The sequence below is a fragment of the Lacinutrix sp. MedPE-SW genome, assembly GCF_001874145.1.
Lineage (GTDB): Bacteria > Bacteroidota > Bacteroidia > Flavobacteriales > Flavobacteriaceae > Lacinutrix.
Genome location: NZ_MPCX01000001.1, coordinates 178,899 through 197,512, shown reverse-complemented (window position 1 = coordinate 197,512; position 18,614 = coordinate 178,899). Strand labels below are relative to the sequence as shown.

The 18,614-nt window shown below is 30.0% G+C and carries 17 protein-coding genes; 12 read left to right on the top strand and 5 right to left on the bottom strand.

The genetic code is table 11. From position 1 onward, the window contains the following. Window positions 1-106 precede the first annotated feature (106 nt). From BM549_RS00840 to BM549_RS00825, 4 genes are all read left to right on the top strand, one after another. Window positions 107-610 carry a ferritin-like domain-containing protein gene (locus tag BM549_RS00840; protein WP_013871064.1) on the top strand — a complete coding sequence of 168 codons (504 nt, stop codon included), beginning with the start codon at window positions 107-109 and terminating at the stop codon, window positions 608-610. Window positions 611-663: 53 nt separating this feature from the next. Then, window positions 664-1,575, top strand: coding sequence for a mechanosensitive ion channel family protein (locus tag BM549_RS00835; RefSeq protein ID WP_290468517.1), 912 nt, complete (start codon window positions 664-666; stop codon window positions 1,573-1,575). Window positions 1,576-1,621: 46 nt separating this feature from the next. Then, on the top strand, window positions 1,622-1,777 hold the full coding sequence (locus BM549_RS00830; RefSeq protein ID WP_013871066.1) for a DUF1328 family protein: 156 nt from the start codon (window positions 1,622-1,624) through the stop codon (window positions 1,775-1,777). 348 nt (window positions 1,778-2,125) lie between these two features. Further along, window positions 2,126-2,800, top strand: coding sequence for a DUF2461 domain-containing protein (locus BM549_RS00825; RefSeq protein WP_290468516.1), 675 nt, complete (start codon window positions 2,126-2,128; stop codon window positions 2,798-2,800). Window positions 2,801-2,815: 15 nt separating this feature from the next. On the opposite strand, the gene BM549_RS00820 is transcribed toward BM549_RS00825, so the two are convergent. Continuing rightward, window positions 2,816-3,232, bottom strand: a complete 417-nt coding sequence (locus tag BM549_RS00820; RefSeq protein WP_013871069.1) for a hypothetical protein — start codon at window positions 3,230-3,232, stop codon at window positions 2,816-2,818. 111 nt (window positions 3,233-3,343) lie between these two features. On the opposite strand from BM549_RS00820, the gene BM549_RS00815 reads away from it, so the two are divergent. Beyond that, complete coding sequence (locus BM549_RS00815) at window positions 3,344-4,243, top strand: DUF72 domain-containing protein (protein ID WP_290468515.1); 900 nt, start codon at window positions 3,344-3,346, stop codon at window positions 4,241-4,243. 3 nt (window positions 4,244-4,246) lie between these two features. Further along, window positions 4,247-4,633, top strand: a complete 387-nt coding sequence (locus tag BM549_RS00810) for a hotdog domain-containing protein (protein ID WP_013871071.1) — start codon at window positions 4,247-4,249, stop codon at window positions 4,631-4,633. Window positions 4,634-4,655: 22 nt separating this feature from the next. Here the strand turns inward: BM549_RS00810 and BM549_RS00805 are convergent, their stop codons facing one another. Next, a complete protein-coding gene (locus tag BM549_RS00805) occupies window positions 4,656-4,937 on the bottom strand; it encodes a DUF3817 domain-containing protein (RefSeq protein WP_290468514.1) in 282 nt (93 codons plus the stop codon). Between the two features lie 103 nt (window positions 4,938-5,040). On the opposite strand from BM549_RS00805, the gene BM549_RS00800 reads away from it, so the two are divergent. From BM549_RS00800 to BM549_RS00790, 3 genes are all read left to right on the top strand, one after another. Then, window positions 5,041-7,872, top strand: coding sequence for a pitrilysin family protein (locus BM549_RS00800; RefSeq protein ID WP_290468513.1), 2,832 nt, complete (start codon window positions 5,041-5,043; stop codon window positions 7,870-7,872). Between the two features lie 123 nt (window positions 7,873-7,995). Beyond that, complete coding sequence (locus tag BM549_RS00795; RefSeq protein WP_290468512.1) at window positions 7,996-8,904, top strand: serine hydrolase; 909 nt, start codon at window positions 7,996-7,998, stop codon at window positions 8,902-8,904. Between the two features lie 32 nt (window positions 8,905-8,936). Next, complete coding sequence (locus BM549_RS00790; RefSeq protein WP_290468511.1) at window positions 8,937-11,771, top strand: Npt1/Npt2 family nucleotide transporter; 2,835 nt, start codon at window positions 8,937-8,939, stop codon at window positions 11,769-11,771. On the opposite strand, the gene BM549_RS00785 is transcribed toward BM549_RS00790, so the two are convergent. Then, the gene (locus BM549_RS00785) at window positions 11,768-13,090 is read right to left on the bottom strand and encodes a serine hydrolase (RefSeq protein WP_290468510.1); all 1,323 of its coding nucleotides are present in this window, start codon (window positions 13,088-13,090) and stop codon (window positions 11,768-11,770) included. The genes BM549_RS00790 and BM549_RS00785 overlap by 4 nt on opposite strands. A 17-nt stretch (window positions 13,091-13,107) precedes the next feature. Next, complete coding sequence (locus BM549_RS00780; protein ID WP_290468509.1) at window positions 13,108-16,005, bottom strand: PEP/pyruvate-binding domain-containing protein; 2,898 nt, start codon at window positions 16,003-16,005, stop codon at window positions 13,108-13,110. A gap of 213 nt (window positions 16,006-16,218) precedes the next feature. On the opposite strand from BM549_RS00780, the gene BM549_RS00775 reads away from it, so the two are divergent. Beyond that, window positions 16,219-16,647 carry a PepSY-like domain-containing protein gene (locus tag BM549_RS00775; protein WP_290468508.1) on the top strand — a complete coding sequence of 143 codons (429 nt, stop codon included), beginning with the start codon at window positions 16,219-16,221 and terminating at the stop codon, window positions 16,645-16,647. Between the two features lie 54 nt (window positions 16,648-16,701). Here the strand turns inward: BM549_RS00775 and BM549_RS00770 are convergent, their stop codons facing one another. After that, complete coding sequence (locus BM549_RS00770) at window positions 16,702-16,857, bottom strand: YqaE/Pmp3 family membrane protein (RefSeq protein ID WP_290468507.1); 156 nt, start codon at window positions 16,855-16,857, stop codon at window positions 16,702-16,704. Between the two features lie 179 nt (window positions 16,858-17,036). Between BM549_RS00770 and BM549_RS00765 the strand changes: the two genes are divergently transcribed. Continuing rightward, the gene (locus BM549_RS00765) at window positions 17,037-17,543 is read left to right on the top strand and encodes a redoxin domain-containing protein (protein WP_290468506.1); all 507 of its coding nucleotides are present in this window, start codon (window positions 17,037-17,039) and stop codon (window positions 17,541-17,543) included. 16 nt (window positions 17,544-17,559) lie between these two features. After that, on the top strand, window positions 17,560-18,606 hold the full coding sequence (locus BM549_RS00760) for an NAD(P)-dependent alcohol dehydrogenase (protein ID WP_290468505.1): 1,047 nt from the start codon (window positions 17,560-17,562) through the stop codon (window positions 18,604-18,606). The last annotated feature ends 8 nt before the right edge of the window (window positions 18,607-18,614 follow it).

The following is an 18,614-nucleotide window of genomic DNA, read 5'->3' as shown; positions in this document are numbered from 1 at the left end:
TAATAACTTCTGGATACCGTTAAATGCAGTTAAACTGCTTTTTAACAGTTTTGTTTAATTGTATATTTACAATAGTTAGACAAAAATACAACTAAATAAATCAACCATGAGTTACTTAAATATACAAGACGAAAAATTAATTCCTGTAGTAATGGAATTAAATACACTATTAGCAGATTATCATTTATACTATCAAAAACTTAGAACATTCCATTGGAATGTGTTGGGTAAAAATTTTTTCGATTTACATATCAAGTTTGAAGAAATGTATAATGAGGCTCAAGTTAAAATTGATGAAATAGCAGAAAGAATTCTAACATTAAGGCATCATCCTGTAAGTAAATTAAGTGATTATTTAAAAATTTCATCTTTAAATGAAGCATCAGGAATGACTACAGATCAAGAAATGGTTGACATTTTATTAAATGATCATAAACTTATTTTACTACAAATGAGTAAAGTTTTAGAGGCTTCTGAAGCTGCTGGAGATGAAGGTACAATTGATTTAATTGGAGCTTATACAAGAGAATTAGAAAAGTCAAGTTGGATGTTAAATGCATGGTCTAAAAGTACTAACGATCAATTAAAACAAGATGAAGTTAAAAGTTAATTAAATACGTTTTTAAACTTAACTATCTCTTAACAATATAAAAACCAAAAATCATGACTGACGAATTAAATAAAGCATACGAACTCTTATCTAACAAGCTTATAGGCTGGTTAAATGCTATAATAAAAAACATACCAAATTTAATAATTGCAATAATTGTATTGGTTGTATTTTATTATGTAGCAAAATATGTTTCTAGGTTAGTAGGTAAGTTAGTTTCTAAAAAAGTGCACCAAGACTCATTAGTTAATATTATTACTAAAATGGTGGCAATAGTCATTATCGCTGCTGGTTTATTTTTAGCACTTGGCGTATTAAATCTTAGTAAAACATTAGAAACATTAATTGGAGCCGCAGGAGTCTCTGGACTGGTAATAGGTTTAGCATTACAAGGTACTTTAAGTAATACTTTTGCCGGTATAGTATTAAGTTTTAGAAAAAGTATAGAATTAGGTCACTGGGTAGAAACCAATGGTTTTGCTGGCGAAGTAGTAGAAATTAGTTTAAAAAACTTTGTAGTAAAAGAAGCAGATAATAAGCTAGTAATGATTCCTAATAAATCCATATTAGAGAATCCTGTTAAAAACTACTCGTTAACAAAAAAAATGAGAATCATTGTAAGTTGTGGTGTTGGCTACGAATCAGACTTAGAACAAGTTAAGCAGCTAACAAAAACAGCAATCGCGCAACAATTTACAAGCATAGAAAGTGAAGATGACGTAGAATTTTATTACCAAGAATTTGGAGATAGCTCAATAAATTTTATAACAAGATTTTGGATAAAAGGTAATAAAGCAAAAGATAGAATAACGGGACAAAGCGATGCTATAATTGCTATAAAAAAGGCATTTGATAAAGAAAATATTAATATTCCTTTCCCAATAAGAACGCTACAATTTGATAATAAATTAAATGTAGCTCAAGATATAGAACAAGAACAAGAATCAAACGAGGCAGAAGCCTAATCGATTATAAAAATCAATTATTAATAACCATTAAAACTAAAAAATTATGTTACGTTGGACAATCACATTTATTATTATCGCAATTATAGCTGGAGTCTTAGGATTTGGCGGAATTGCAGGAGGAGCAGCAGGAATTGCTAAAATATGTTTCTTCATATTTATTGTATTATTTATTTTATCTCTAATTAGAGGAAGAAGATAAGCTTTAAAAAAAATAAAAATTCAATGATTAATTTGTATTAATAACGTTTAGAAGCAAAAATTCACATAATTAATCATTACATTTAAATTATTAACCAATAAATCAAAACCAAAATGAAAAAATTATCTTATTTATTTTTATTGATGTTTTCAATGTCAATAGTATTAACCGGATGTAGAGAAGAATCAACAGGAGAAAAAGTCGAAGACGCAGTAGAAGACGTTGCAGACGATGTAGAAGATACTGTAGATTAATTCTACAAATTAAACATATTAATTAAAGTCTCAATTTCAAATTACTTGAAATTGAGACTTTTTTTTAATTTTACACTAACCCTAAACCCTAAAAATGATTTCTAAAAACGTACTAGAGTTTCTAAAAAAATTAGAAGAAAATAATAATCGAGAATGGTTTAATGAGCATAAACCAAAGTTTAAAAAACTTGAGACAGAAGTGAAAGCATTTTTTGCTGCTATAAACCAAAAACTAAATGTGCATGATGAAACAGATAAAGTCAAAGTTTTTAGAATTTATAGAGATGTGCGTTTCTCAAAAAATAAAACACCATATAAAACCCATTTTGGAGGTTCATTTCATAGAGTAAAACCTAGATTACGTGGTGGTTATTATTTTCAAATACAACCAAATAACCAAAGTTTTTTAGCAACTGGTTTCTGGAATCCATCAAAAGAAGATTTATTAAGAATTAGAAAGGAGTTTGAAATGGATGATGAAGAAATTAGAACAATAATAAATCAAGAGACATTTAAATCTGTTTGGGGAAACCTTGAAGGTGAAGAACTTAAAACAGCTCCAAAAGGCTTTGATAAAGAACACCAAGCCATAGATTTAATTAGAAAAAAGCAATTTATATTCACTAAAAAAATTACAGATAAAGAATTAGTAAGTAAAGATTTACTAACAATAATAGATGAGTCTTTTAAAACAATTCGCCCATATTTTGATTATATGAGCGATGTATTAACTACTAATTTAAATGGTGAGTCTCTAATAGATAATTAGTAATTTTATTTATTTTTACACTGCTAAAAGCACATTATCTTTTTCAAACAATTGGATGCTACTTTGTAAGCGTTGTATAACAATATTCATCATTCGTTTGTTTAAGGCCGAAGAATTTTTAATGTAAAGTAAATATTCTTCAGTTGTAAATTGCCCAATAACAATACCTTTAAGCGAGTTTCTAAACTTTATATCTTTATGTATGGCATTATCAATATAATGCAAGCGTCTTTCAGTGTTTAAATCATAAAAAACATTTTTATGTTTTGTAATGTAGTTTTTAAAAACTTCAATAAATAAGTCGTTTTGTAATTTAATAACAGGACGTAACGTTAGGTTTTGAAAACGCTCATCGCTACTCATATTGTCTGAAATTTTAATTGAAGAAATTGTAGGTCTAATTGCTAATAATTGTTGATCTCTTGAAGTCATAATTATAAGTGTTTTTATAAAAATATTAATTATGATAGTATAATCATTTCATATAGTAATTTCTTGTTAACCGTTTTATGAACAATTACCTTTATATAAAATAAAAAAACCATGAAGTTTGGAAAAGTAGAACATCCAGAATTAATAGATTTTAGTTTGCCAAAAGACCATAAAGACACTAAACGTGTGCTTAATTTGGTAAAAGATGATAATATACCAGACATTTATGTAGGTTGTGCAAAATGGAATAGAGCAGACTTAAAAGGTTTTTATCCTCGAGGCACAAAAGATGAGCTGGCTTATTATTCTTCACAATTTAATGCTATAGAATTAAACGCAACTTTCTATCGTATTTTTCCAGCAGAACAATTTGAAAAGTGGTATGAAAAAACACCTTCAAATTTTAAATTTTTTCCAAAACTTAATCAAGAAATTAGCCATTGGAAACGTTTACAAGATACAAATGCAGTTGTAGAAAATTACTTGTATAACGCTTCAAATTTAAAAGAAAAATTAGGTACTATATTTTTGCAAATGCATTCAAATTTTGCACCTAAAGATTATGATCGTGTTGTAGAATTTGTTGAAAATTGGCCTAAAACAATTCCGCTAGCGATTGAGTTTAGACATACAGATTGGTATAATACAGCAATAGCCCAAAAACTTTACAAATTACTAGAAGATAACAACATATCTAACATTATAGTAGACACTGCAGGACGTAGAGATATTATGCACATGCGTTTAACAAGCAGTACGGCTTTTATTCGTTACGTTGGTGCTAATCACCCAAGTGATTATACACGACTAGACGATTGGGTACAACGATTAAAAGAGTGGAAAACACAAGGAATAAAAGAAATAAACTTTTTTATACATCAAAATATAGAGAAAGAATCACCATTACTTTCTGCATATTTTATACAAAAACTTAATAATACATTAGGTTATAATTTAAAAATACCTAATGAAGATTTAAATAAAAATAATTCACAACAAAACTTATTTTAAATTATGAGATTTCATACAAGAAAATGGGTAAAACCCGAAGACTTAAACCCAAACGGAACGCTTTTTGGCGGTAGATTATTAGCTTGGATAGATGAGGAAGCTGCATTATACACAGTTGTACAGCTTGACAATCCTAAAATAGTGACTAAATACATGAGTGAAATTAGTTTTAACAGTAAAGCCTTAGAAGGTGATATTGTTGAAATAGGAATGGAAGTTAAAAAATTTGGCAGATCATCGATTACTTTAAAATGTGAAGTAAGAAACATGATGACACGAGAAACTATTATAACAGTAGAAGATATAATTATGGTAAACCTAGGAAAAGACGGTAAGCCAAAAGCTCACGGTAAAACCAAAGTTGAGTATGTAAAAGACAGGTTAAAATAACAATAACCTAAATTAAGCAGTATTAAGCTAAAGGCTTCAAGTATTTTTTGTCAACATAGAAAGTTCCAAAAGGAACTAAAGAACCTAAAAGTATAATAGCAAATGTTTTGGTATCCCATTTAAAAGTGCTTCTTAAAAAAATTGCCAATGCGATATAGGCAACAAACAATAAACCGTGCGGCATACCTAAAAGTTTTACAAATTCGTCGTTACCTTCTGGCATTCGCTTATATATTGAAGCGCCCATAAGTAATAAATAAGATACACCTTCTAAAAAAGCAACAATTCTAAACGTTTTAAGCATGAAATTTTAATTATAAATTAATGTTACAAATTTAAGAAAAGTAGCATTTGGTTTAATCATTTTGGTATTAATATTTATCTTTATAAAAATTAAAACCAAAACCATGCGAATATTAAAAACAACAGCATTAGTAGCTGCTTTTTTGTTAATGATTAATTGTTCAGATTCTAAAGAAGAAAAAACCACTACTTCTACAACAGAATTTAAAATTGATTACGAAAAATTTACTTTAGATAATGGTCTCGAAGTTATACTTCATGAGGACCACAGTGATCCAATTGTAGCTGTAGCAACGATGATGCATGTAGGTTCAAATAGAGAAAAACCAGGACGCACAGGTTTTGCTCACTTTTTTGAGCATATGAGTTTTAATGATAGTGAAAATGTGCCTGTTGGAGCCAATAGAAAAATGATACCAGAATGGGGAGGAAGTAGAAATGGTGGTACATCAAACGATTATACAGTATATTATGAAGTTGTGCCAAAAGACGCTTTCGAGAAAATTTTATGGATAGATTCAGACCGTTTTGGTTATATGATTAATACGGTAACAAAAGAAGCTTTAGAGCGTGAAAAACAAGTTGTAAAAAACGAAAAACGCCAACGTGTAGATAATGCAGCTTATGGTTATACAGATGAAATTAAACGTAAAAACCTTTACCCAGAAAATCATCCATATAACTGGACGGTTATTGGTGCATTACCAGATTTACAAGCAGCAACAATAGACGATGTAAAAGAATTCTACAAAAAATATTATGGTGCTAGTAATGCATCGCTTGTAATAGCAGGAGATATTGATATAGAAGAAACTAAAAAACTGGTAGAAAAATGGTTTGGTGAAATACCAAGCGGACCAAAAGTAGAAAGCTTACCACCTATGCCAGTAACTTTAGAGAAAACAAAATCGTTATATTTTGAAGATGGTTTTGCTAAATTACCAGAGTTACGCATCACATTTCCAACTGTAGAACAGTATAATAAAGACAAATATGCCTTAGAAATTCTTGGGCAAGTTTTAAGCGGAAGTAAAAAAGCACCATTATATAAAACAATAGTTGAAGAGCAAAAACTAGCACCTAGAGTTGGTACTTACCAAAGTAGTAGTGAACTTGCAGGTGAGTTTGTATTTAGAGTACGAGCAAATGCAGGTACAGATTTAGATAATGTAAAAAGTGCCATTGATGAAGGTTTACTTCGCTTTGAAAAAGAAGGTGTTAACGAAAAAGATTTAAAACGAATTAAAGCAGAGCTTGAAACTAGCTTATATAGAGGCGTTAGCACTGTTTTAAACAAAGCATTTCAACTGGTAGAAGATAACGAGTTTAAAGGTGATCCTAGTTATATTACCCAAACAGCAAAATTAACAAACGCTGTTACAGCAGAAGATGTTATGGCTGCTTACAACAAGTATTTAAAAGGAAAAAACTACGTAATGACAAGTGTTGTACCTAAAGGAAACTTAGATTTAGCAGTAGAAAATGCAGAGCAAGCAACCGTTTGGATTGAAGAAGTTAAAAAAGATGTAGCCAACGAAGAAGTAAGTCAAGGCGCAGAAGCTGTTTACGAAAAAACACCTTCTAAATATGATAGAAGCGAACCTGGTTACGGTGAGTTACCATTATTTAAATCTCCAGAAGTATGGACAAATGAGTTAAGTAACGGTATGGCAATTTATGGAATTGAAAACAACGAAGTACCTTTAGTACAGTTTGATATTACAATACCAGGAGGTCATTTATTAGATCCTGTAGAAAAATCTGGTGTAGCTAACTTATTAAGCGATATGCTTATGGAAGGTACAGCAACAAAAACGCCTGCAGATTTAGAAGAAGCTATAGGTTTATTAGGTGCTAATATTGGTATGTATTCTACAAACGAAGATTTCCATATTACAGGAAGTTGCTTAGCTAAGAATTTTGATGAAACCATAGCGTTAGTAAAAGAAATAATTTTACAACCACGTTGGGACGAAAAAGAATTTAGTCGTCTTAAAAAAGCATTAGAAACAAGTTTAAAAGGTAGAGAAGCTAACCCTAATAGTATAGCTACTTTAGCATATAATAAATTACTGTATGGTGATAACCATATTTTCGCTGTTCCAGGTTCAGGTACTCCAGAATCTACACAAGGTATTACTATAGAAGATTTAAAAAATTATTACGACAAATTATCTCCAAAAGAAGCAACATTTCATATTGCAGGTGCTTTAGCAGAATCTCAGGTAAAATCAACTTTAGAAACATTAAACGATTGGAATACAAAAAGCACAGAAATTCCAACCTATGCTATTCCAGAAACAAACGCTAAAAATCAATTGTATTTTATAGATTTTCCAGGTGCAAAACAGTCTGTAATTCGTATTGGTAAATTAGCATTATCTCAAGAAAATGAAGATGCAAATAACTTACGTTTTGCAAACGAAATAATTGGTGGTGGATCTAGCGGAAAATTATTTCAAACCTTAAGAATTGGTAAAGGTTATACTTATGGTGCATATTCAGGAATTACTAGCAATAAAGAAGTAGCGCCATTTACCGTTAGAACAAGCGTTAGAGCAAATGCAACATTAAAATCTTTAGAGATAATTAAAAATATGTTAGCAGACTATTCTGATGATTTTTCTAATACTGAAGTTGAATTAACTAGAAATAAAATTTTAAAAGGAAACACTAGAGCTTACGAAAGTTTAGGAGCACAATTAGGCATGTTACGAAACATTAGTAAATTTAATCTTTCACACACCTTTACAGAAGAAGATCAAGAAGAATTAGTAAATATGACTCTTGAAGACTATAAAACTATTATAGATAAATATTTAACTGAAGAAGATATGATTTATGTAGTTGTTGGTGATAAAGAAACACAATTTGAAGAAGTAAAAAAACTAGGAAAAAACATTGTTGAGCTGGATATTAATGGCAATAAAATTTAAAAATAAACGTTTGAAAATTAGCTGTTTAAATAGTGAATATTAACAGCAATTTATGACTAAGAATTATCACCTTTGGCACATAATTTGTAAGTTATAGAAACACTTTAATTTTAAATATAAAATATGAATAAAACATTGATTAATTTTATTGCAATAGTATTAATGTTTGTTGGCTCTATGTCATTTGCACAAAATGAATTGCCAATAAAACATAGTCAAGACATTGATCCTATAGCAGAATTACAAAATTCTAATCTACAAAAGCTTTTAGAAGCCGAAATCATGGCTAACCCTAAATGGAGACAACTTATTAGAAATAAAAAAATGTCTGTTGGTGTTGTAGATTTAACAGATGAAACTAATATAAAATACGCAGGTTTAAATGATGAGCATATGATGTATGCTGCAAGTTTACCAAAAATCGCCATTCTTTTAGCAGCTATGGATGCTATTGAAACAGGAGAATTAGTAGATACTAAAGAGGTAAGAAAAGACATGCGATTAATGATTAGTAAATCTAACAACGCAGCATCCACCAGAATGATAGATCGTGTAGGTTACGAAAAAATTGAATCTGTTTTACGCGCTCCCAAAACCAAACTTTACGATGAGGAAGTTGGTGGTGGTTTATGGGTTGGTAAACGTTACGCTTCTGGCGGAAGACGTTATCCAGATCCTATTAAAGGACTAAGTCATGCTGCAACAACAAAGCAAGTATGTAGTTTTTATTATCAATTAGCAATGGGAAACCTAATAAGTACAGACCGTTCTAAAGAAATGCTTGATATTATGAAAGATCCAGCATTACACCATAAGTTTGTAAACACATTAGATAAAATAGCACCTAATGCTACTATTTATAGAAAATCTGGTTCTTGGAAAAATTTTCATGCAGATTCTGCATTAGTTTGGGGACCAAAACGTAGATATATTATAGTGGCGCTAATAGACAATAATTTTGGCGAACAAATAACCAGAAATTTAGTAGTACCAATTGAGAAAGTGTTAAAAAAATCACGTTCTTTATTATAATAAATAAACTATAATTTAAAGTATAGTAGCCTTTGCTAAAAAAACTTTTTAATAAAACATTTGGACTAAGAGATGGTGAAATATACATCTCTTTTTTAATGCAGTTTTATATCTTTTTAATAATAACTGTGTTACTAATAGTTAAACCAACGGTAAATGCCCTTTTTGTAAATAAATTAGGAGCAGATAGTTTACCGTATGGTTATTTGTTAGTTGCAATGGTAGCTGTAATAACCACTATATTTTATAATAAAGCAATACGAGAGTTTTCGTTATTACGCGTAACAATAGTATCTTTAATAGTATTTAGTTTAGCGTTTATAGTTTTAAGTATAGTATTACATTTTAATGTGTTATTTAATTGGATACTATATTTTTATTATTTAAGTATTTCGTTATTTGCTGTAGTTGCTACGTCTCAATTCTGGATTTTAGCTAACATGGTTTTTAATGCCCGTGAAGCCAAACGGTTATTTGGTTTTATTGGAGCAGGAGCTATAGCTGGAGGCGTTTTTGGTGGTTACCTAACAAGTTTAATTGTTTCAACTTATGGTAACAAATTTGCTATTTTATTGGCTGCAATTTTAATATTATGCTGCATTCCAATTATAAAAAAAATCTGGACACTTCGTATACAAAAAATGACAACCTATGTGAGGAAACAACGTGTTTATAATGATACAAATGCGCAAGTATCTTCATTTAAACTTATACTAAAATCTAAACATTTAACTTATTTAGCATTAATAACGGGAATAAGTGTAATTGTAGCAAAGTTAATAGATTTTCAATTTAGTGATTTTGCAAATAAAGCCATATCAGATTCAGATGAATTGGCTTCATTTTTTGGTTTTTGGTTCTCTACATTTAATGTTATAGCCTTAGCGCTTCAGTTATTTGTAACTAATAGGTTTTTAAGTAAACTGGGCGTTTCATCTACATTATTAATTTTACCATTAGGCATTGCTTTAGGAAGTTTATTGTTTTTAACCTTTCCAGAATTATGGGTATTAGTTGTTATAAAAGGTATAGATGGGAGTTTTAAGCAATCGCTAAACAAAGCGGCTGTAGAATTGTCTATAATGCCTATTCCTTTAAATATTAAAAATCAAGCAAAGTCTTTTATAGATGTAGCTGTAGATAGTGTTGCTACTGGTGTTGCAGGTTTTTTATTAATATTTTTAATTAGAAAACTAGAGCTAAATACAGCTTATATAACCGTTATTATTTTACTTTTTGTATTTATCTGGATAATTTTAATTTATAGATTACGTGAAGCTTATTTTAATTCGTTTAGAGTTAATATTCAAAAAACATTAGTAGAACATGAAAAAGCACCTAAAAAACGTAAATACGAAACAACCCTAATAGCGGCAAGACGTATATTAAATTCTGGCGCAGAGGCCGAAATACTAAGTTTATTAAACCAGCTAACCACATATAAATTAATACCGTTAAAAGATAGTATTATAAGTTTACTAGATCATTCTTCAAATACAGTTAAAACGGAAGCTATAAAGCAATTGTTTCAATACGATAAAGGTACAGCACTTTATAAAGTTAAAGCGTTAGTAGAAGAAAAAGATGATGATTTAGTGTATACTGCTTTAAATTATATTATTCATCATTCGTATATAAATACCAATCAGTTTTTTGATGAATACTTAAACCATGAAACAGATTATATTTCTAATGCTGCTTTGTTGTGTCTTTCTATTGAAGCAAAAAATAATAAAAAACTATCTGTAAAATATAATTTACATTCTAGAATTGCAGATCGCGTACGTACGTTAAATACACCAGAAGGTTTTAGCCGTAAAGAAGCTGTTGGAGAATTGTTAATTACCATTGCGTACGCTGGAATAGAAAAGTTTTATCCGTTTATCACTGTACATTTAAATAACAGAAATCCTTATATAGTAAAACAAGCTATTAAGGCATCAGGTATTACCGCTAGCCAAAGATTTGTTGATGATTTACTTCATTTTTTACCAGAAAAAGAATTTAGAAAAACCGCTGTAAAAGCACTAAGAAATTATGGACTGGGTATTACAAAAACCATTCTTGAGTTTGATAAACATGAAGATTTACAAGACAATATTAAACAACATCTACCTAAAGTTGTAGGTTCGTTTAAATCTCAAAACTCGGTAAAAGTATTATTAAATTTACTTAAAAGTAATGATATTGTAATTCGTTTAGAATCATCAAAAAGTCTTTTAAAACTTAGAACAAAAAATCCAGATTTATTTTTTAATAAGCGCATTTTTAGAAGAGAAATTATAAGAGAAAGTAAATATTATAAATCTACTCTAGATGCTATAGCATCTATTCAAAACACTATTAATCAAGAAGTGGTTTTAGAACCTAAAAACGATAGTGATACCGAAATTTTAATAGCAAGACAAAGTTTAATAGATATTTTAGAAGAACAACTAGAAACCAGTTTGCAATGTATTTTTAAACTTTTAAGTCTTGTTTATGATGAAGCCGATATTGGCGTGACTTATTCTGGTTTATTAAGTGAGGTTAAAGAGGCTAGAGTAAATGCTTTAGAATTTTTAGATAATTTGCTAAATGCACAATTAAAATCTAAAGTTTTTCCTTTAGTAGAACATACTGTTTTTGCTGAAGATAATTTTGAATCTACAGTATTAAAACTAAATACTATACCAGAAAAAGCTTATTTGGCCATGTTACTTAAACGTAGAGGTAAGCGCGTTAAACTAGAGATATTACACCTCATTAAGGTGTTAGATGATAAAAGTTACGTCCCAATCGTGATGCCTTTAAAAAAGCATCGCAATAAGGACGTAAAATTCTTTGCATATTCAACAATTGAGAGCCTTACAGATGTAAGACGTTAATTATCTCCTGTATCGCCTTCGTCGTCTTTATCTTTAAAATTTTCATCTAATTTAGCATCAGAGTTTTCGTTATTTTTTTCAATAAGGTCGTCAATTTTACTAGCTAAATACATATGTGCTCCAGCAGAGTTTTTGTTTAGTACATTAGACATTAAACACACTATATATTTTGATCCCTTATTAGGGTGTTCTACAATAATAACAGAATTCATATAATTAAATACATTTCCTGCATAACTTTTGCAATCTGGATTTTTTTCTCTGTCACATTTATAATAACTGCCAGATTTAAAATATACAGCAGCACTATCTAATCTATTAGATTTTGCATAGCGTATACGTCTGTCTGTAGAGTAGAGTAAGCGTTTCATTTCTAAACTAGATTTGGTATCAATAATTTTACCTTGTTCTAATTTTACAAGCCATTTCATTAAACCTTTTGGCGTACCAATACTACCACCTTTTCTACCTACATATTTTCCTGCTGGTCTTGTAAACATGCCACCAAGTCTCCAATCATCTTCAGTAATACCTAATTCACGTAACGGTTGGTTAACTACAGTATTTGCTAAGCTTGTTAAGCTATCTCTTTTAGTGTTTTTAAAATAGTTTTCGCCTTCTTCTTCGGTTAAATTAACATAATCTGCACCAAAAGCGGCCATTAGCATGGCTTCGCGATACATTACACTTGCAGCACCATTATTACTAACCGAAACCATATGGTCTAACCATTCAAAAAGTGAAAATTTATCGCTAGCAACAACTTGTCTTTTAACCAATTTATCTTTTTCTATATCATAAATAGGTATGGTGTGGTGGTCTCCAGTTCCCCAATAACGAGCAGAAACTTTAATGTCTTTTAGGTACATAATTCTATCGTCCCAGTTTGGGCAAACCTTTGCCATTTGGGTAAATACAGCATTTAGCACTGCTATTTTACCAACACTACCAGGTTGATATCCAACATTTTCTCTGTGCGATGCGTATTTTAAATCATCTGGATTAGACATATCTAAAACTGCAACCGAGTAGTTTCCGCCAGGAATTAATCTTTTAATTTTACGCATAAAATCATCATCATCTACAAGTATAGTATTTAAACTATCTGTAGCACGAGAGGTTAAATTAAGTTTTATGTCTTCAAGTTTTTTATAGGCACCAAAAGGAATACGATTATAAGGCACACTATCTTCTTGCATTTTTTGCAGTTGATATAAACGTTTTATACCTGTACGTTGGTAACCATCTATTGGATAAGATATAAAGCCAAAAGAAATTAAAATACAAAGGCTAATGGTTATATAGAATAGTTTTTTCATGTATACGTATTATTTTTTTATAATTTTTCTGAAAGATTAATAGTTTGTTTTGAATCTGTATTTGGAGCAATAGAAGATAAATACTCAGAGCTTTTAGCTTGTTTATTTTCTACAAATGGTCTAATTTGAAACAACCATAATTTATTGTTTTTAAAACCAAATTCCACATCGTAAGCTTGATTAGATTCTTCACTATGTTTAGCCATAGTTTTTCTAATTTCTGAAGCTAAAGTTCTAATATCTTTAATGTTTTGTTGATTTAGTATTGGTGTTTCAAAACTAGTGGTGTATTGTTTAGTTCCGCCATAATCTGGTAGTCTAATGTAATCGCTTTGTCTTGCTGGAGCTAGTAGCACATTGGTTTTTGAAGTGATTAAGCGTGTTTCGGCACTTTGTCCATCTACAGCGCCACCAGCACCACGACTAAATGCAACGGTTAAATCTTCATCATTACCAGAGTTTATACCTTTAGTAATCATTACACCAGAATAATCTACATCTACACTAGGAATAATTAAAATTGAAGGAAAAACATTTTCGGGATTACTTAAATATTTTTGTCTCCATTTAAAGCTACGCTCTGTATAGGCACTTGCCCAAACGCGTTTAATACCTTTTATTATTTCATCTTCAGCTTTAATATTAAAAAGTGTAAGGTTTAATCCTGCACCAGTAAACTCTTTTAAATCTTCCATATTAGTATCACTTCGTAAAAACACAGGAACATTACCAATAGCATCTCCAAAGGCCGAAGCAAAGCTTGATTTCATATCATTTAAAAAAGCAGCCTCTAAAGGCATATTTATTATTGCTTTGTGCAAAACCTCTAACGCGTCTAATTGAAATTTCTCAACAACCTCATCACTTTTATTTGCTTCACGCATGGCTTTAGCTGTATTAAAAGTGCTATTTAAATATTGCCAATAGGTTTTATTTTGATTTGGCATTTGTTGGTCCATATGCGTTCTAAAAATTCCAAAAGGAATTATTATACCTTCAACAACTTGCTTTGGAAACATTTTTTTTAACGCTCCTAAATTGGCTGCTTTTGGTCCGCAAAGTTTACCAGAATCACTAGCGTCTACATCACGCATATTAATAACTTTAGAAACATCTAAACGTATTTGATCTACAGGAACAGCAATTACATTTTTATTTCTTTCCTTTTTATTGAAAAGATTTTTTTCGGTTGAAGACATATCATCTTCAGTTTTTAAAATTACATTTCCCTTGTTAGATACTGCATAAAATACTATTTCACCATTATGTTTTTTTAATTCTTTTAAGTTGTTATAAGACAACGCAGCATTTGGTATACCAAGGTTTCTGGCAAGTAGTTGTACGTGAGAAACCAAATTACCTTCAGACACGGTCATGATTCCTGTAACAGGTTTTAAATCGTGTGGTGGTTTTTCAAAAATGTATATTTTATTAGTGTTAACCTCAATATTATCTGGGTTACCATCAACAACAACTAATTCGCCATAGGCATAACCAGGATTTAAACCACGTATTGCACTTTGGTTTTCAATAGCCATAACACTATTATTTAAATGAGACGTTTTGGCAATAAAAGCACCAAACAAACTTACTGTTTCACCTAAATTTAATGCAACACTACTTCTTATACGATCGTCTATAAAACCATAAGATAAAGGCTCAAAAGCAGTATATTTATCTACAACATCTTGATAATTTGCTTTAACGGTAGATGCGCTCCACTCAACAACACTACGGCTTGTGGTTAGTAATTGGTTTAATTCATTTAAAGTTAAATTGTTTTGCGCAATTTTGTTATTGAGTGTATTTTCAATAGCATTATATTCCCAAATTTCAATTAAACCTGTTCCCATCGCAGCACAGGTTAGAGCATTAATTTTATCTAAACTTTCGCCAACGGTATTAATTTGCCAATTTTGAGTTTCGGTAAGTAAAGTATGTTCTAATTGATTTGATAAATCTAAAAGCTGAAGTCTATGTTTACTATTTTTATAGCTTAGTATATTTTCACGTATTTCGGTTAATATTGAAGCAATCTCAGAAACAAATGAAGCCGATGTTTTTTGGTTTTTGTTAGATGTTATAAACGCTTTAATTTTTAAAGTTGTTGGATTTGAAACCGGTAGTTTATTTAATTCCTTTTCTAATTTTGAAAAATCTATAGGAGAATAAAATTTATACATGGTTTCAACTAACTCATCAAAATCTTTTTTTAAATCATTAGGTATAGTGTTATTAGCCATATAATCCTTAACCAGTTTTATATCTGTAACTTCTGGTTGTCCATGAATTTTTATTCTAATATCCATGAAAGATTTTAAATCTTCAGATAGTGTTTTACTTTGACTACGCATTAGCTGTGCCACATTATCATCTCCATTATGTGGTATATCTTTTAAGGCTTGCCTTAGTAAATAGTACTTAGTGGTTATAATTTGCTCATCTTTTAATAACCATTCAAAAAAATCTTTTCCCCAAGCTTCTTCATCTTCACTTTGTATTGCTCCTCTATAAAATTGAGCTTTTTGCAAAACCCAACCATTATCTACACTTGCTAAGTACTTGCCTAGTTGATATTGTTTTAAACGACTATAATTATTGTTGTGGTCTAAAAAATCTTTTGGTTCTAAAGCTGCTATAATTTCACCAAAATATAAATTATTTGTCTTGCGTAAATCTAGAGCAGTGGTTTTAAATGCAGCATGTTGAATACCTCCACCAATATCGTCTGGGCATGGATCTCTAGGTTCTCTTTCTGTACCATCGTCACAAAACCATTTAATACGATGGTATGGACCACGAGGATCGTTTTTATAGGTTTCAATTAATTTTTTTATTTGTTTAGTTGTAAGCTGTTGCGCATTACCACTAAAATTGAATAGAATAATTAAAGCGAATAGTATTTTTTTTATCATTAGTTATTTTTTGATTTTATATAAAAAGAAATCTCATTTAATAATTTGAGTATATCAAATTACCTTAGTTTAAGAAATGTACATAATGTAATTGCTTTTGTCTTTAACATTTTAGTTAATGTATTCTTAATAGCCTAGTTTTTAAGATAAATTTATAAAACTATTATTTTGTAATATTTAGTTTTACATTAAATAATTAATAATATATATATCATGAAAAGCAATTCAGTAGTACTAATAGCAACTTTTTTAATGGCATTTTTTGGTTGCCAAGAAAAAGTTCAAAGCCAAGCTCCAAAAGCGGTACAAGAAGCATTTCAAGCTAAATATCCAGGAGAAAATGATCCAGATTGGGAAATTGATGCTCACGGAAATTACGAGTCGCACTTTAAGATAGATGGTATTAAATATCGAGCAGATTTTTCACCAAATGGAGATTGGATAGAAACCGAAACAAGTATTAAGAAAAAAGATTTACCAAAAGCAATTAAAAAAGCAATTAAAGAGAATTATGGAGATGAACATATTACCGAAGTAGAAAAAGTAGATTCTGCTACTAAAGGAGAGTTTTACGATGTTGAATTTAGGCGAAAAGGTAAAAACAAAGATGTTGAATATAGAGCATCTGGCGAAGAATTATAATTATAAAACTATTTTAAATAAAAAAGGATGGCTAAATAGCCATCCTTTTTTTCTTTATTCTTGACTTACATAAAATGCATGAATTACACCGGGTAACCAGCCTATTAAAGTAAGTATTAAGTTAATTAAAAATTTACTACCAATACCATGCTGCATTGCAACAGATAAAGGTGGTAATAATAAATTTAAAATAATTGTTAGTAGTGACATAAAAGGTTGTTTTTAAATTGCTTATCTTAAATATATTGAAAATTATAAGTATTAATAGGCATATTTAAGATATGTTTAACTCATAAAATACCTAATAAACAAACTTTAATAGCAAATGAGATAATAAACACTTTTTACTGTTTCTAAATTTACTTTAATCAAAAAAATTAAAAAAAATTATGATAAAGCCAAGAGAAAAAACACCAGAACTTACAATAAATTTAGTTAATGATAGTGTTTGGAAATTAAGTGAGCAAACACCAGAGCATTTTACAGTAATATTTTTTTATAGAGGAAAACATTGTCCAAAGTGTAAAGAGCAATTAGAAGAAGTACAAGAGCATATTGAAAAATTTTCTAAAAGAGGAATTAATGTAATTGCAATAAGTTCTGACACCGAAGCAGTAGCAAAACAAACCTATAAAGATTGGGAAATAGATGATATTCCTTTAGGCTATGGTTTTCCTATTGAAGAAGCCCGAAAATGGGGATTATTTATTTCTGAAGGAATAAAAAAAGAACCAGAATATTTTACTGAACCTGGATTGTTTTTATTAGATAAAGAACATAAAGTGTATTGGGAAGATATACAATCTATGCCTTTTGGAAGACCATCGTTAAGAGATATTTTAGGCGGAGTAGATTTTATATTAAAAGAAAATTATCCTGCAAGAGGAGAAGCATAACCAAAAAACAAAAAATATGACAGAAGTAAAAGCATACGGAACAGAAAGTAAAGAAGCAGATTTAAAACAAATAAAAATAGAACGTCGAGATCTTAAAGAAAATGATGTAGAAATAGAGATTCTATATTGTGGTGTTTGCCATAGTGATATTCATGCAGCAAAAAACGATTGGGGAAATACAACCTACACTTTAGTTCCTGGCCATGAAATAGTAGGTAAGGTAAAGCAGGTAGGAGATAAGGTTTCAAAATATAAAGAAGGAGACTTAGTTGGCGTTGGTTGTATGGTAGATTCTTGTCAAGAATGTAGCGCTTGTAAAGACGACTTAGAGCAATTTTGCGAAAAAGGTATGGTAGGTACTTACAACGGAAAAAACAAACATACAGGTAAGCAAACATTTGGAGGCTATTCTACAAGTATAACTGTGCGAGAAGAGTTTGTAGTTAGTGTACCAGAAAATTTAGATTTAAAAGCCGTAGCACCATTATTATGTGCTGGTATAACAACTTATTCACCTTTAAATCACTGGAATGTAAAAAAAGGAGATAAAGTAGGAATAATTGGTCTTGGTGGTTTAGGTCATATGGGTATAAAATTTGCTCACGCAATGGAAGCCGAAACATATATGATTACTACATCGCCAGATAAAGCAGATGATGCCAAGAAACTAGGAGCAGATGCTGTATTAATTTCTAAAAATGAAGATGAAATGAAAGAACACCATGGAACTTTCGATTTTTTATTAAATACAGTACCAGTAAAACATGATATAAACCCTTATTTGCAGTTGTTAAAAAGAGACTCAACAATGGTAATGGTAGGAGCAATTGAACCTTTAGAGCCTATGCATGGTGGTAATATTATAATGGGCAGAAAAAGAGTGGCTGGATCTTTAATTGGTGGTATTAAAGAAACTCAAGAAATGTTAGATTTCTGTGGAGATAATAATGTTACAAGTGAAATAGAACTTATTGATATTAAAGACATAAATAAAGCTTTTGAGCGTGTACAAGATAGTGATGTTAAATATCGCTTTGTTATAGATATGTCTAGTTTAAAATAAATAGTAAT